This is a genomic window from Bradyrhizobium sp. LeoA1Lang (assembly GCF_055413685.1).
This window is the reverse complement of sequence record NZ_JBVAPG010000495.1, coordinates 1-556: the sequence shown is the minus strand read 5'-3', so window position 1 is coordinate 556 and position 556 is coordinate 1. Positions and strand designations below refer to the sequence as shown.

Annotated in this window: 1 protein-coding gene; it reads right to left on the bottom strand. The window is 71.2% G+C overall.

Annotated features, from left to right (window positions below; all coding sequences use genetic code 11):
- A partial coding sequence (locus ACZYOF_RS44290; protein ID WP_463719662.1) for a transposase occupies window positions 1-556 on the bottom strand: 556 nt, incomplete at both ends.

Sequence of the window (556 nt, the reverse complement as noted above, 5' to 3'; positions counted from 1 at the left end):
GCGAGTGGCCATCGGCACGGACGCCCCTGACGACCAGCAGCAGCCGCGATGTGGCCTTGCGGTCGCGCCGCACGCGCACCACGGTGCCGTCGCGGATCAGACGGACGCTCGGCTCCTCGGCGCGCGACCGGGCGTTCCAGGCGTCCCAGTCGCTCTTCACTTTGCGCCACACCCGGCTCACCGTGTCCTTGCCCACGCTGCCTGCGACCCGCGTGCTCAGCGCGCGCCGGACCCGGCGGGTGTTGGTGCCCGCCAGGTAGCTGCCGGCGATCAGCGCGTCGGCCGCCAGAGTGCGCCGCTGGTAGGTTCTGAATGTCCCGCTCCGCCACTCGGTGGTCGTGCCGTCCGGCTGCTCCAGCCGCGCACGTGGCACCGTGATCTGGGTCTTGCCAAAGGTGCCGGTCAGCGATCGCTCGCGGCTGCCGTGCCGATGGCCGACGACGGGCTGCGGCTCCGCATCACTGGCACAGATCTTCTGGCGCCGACCGTAACGCGGGCGCGCCAGTACGCCATCGAGCTCCTCGCGAATCATCTCCTCGATGAACTCGCGGACTCG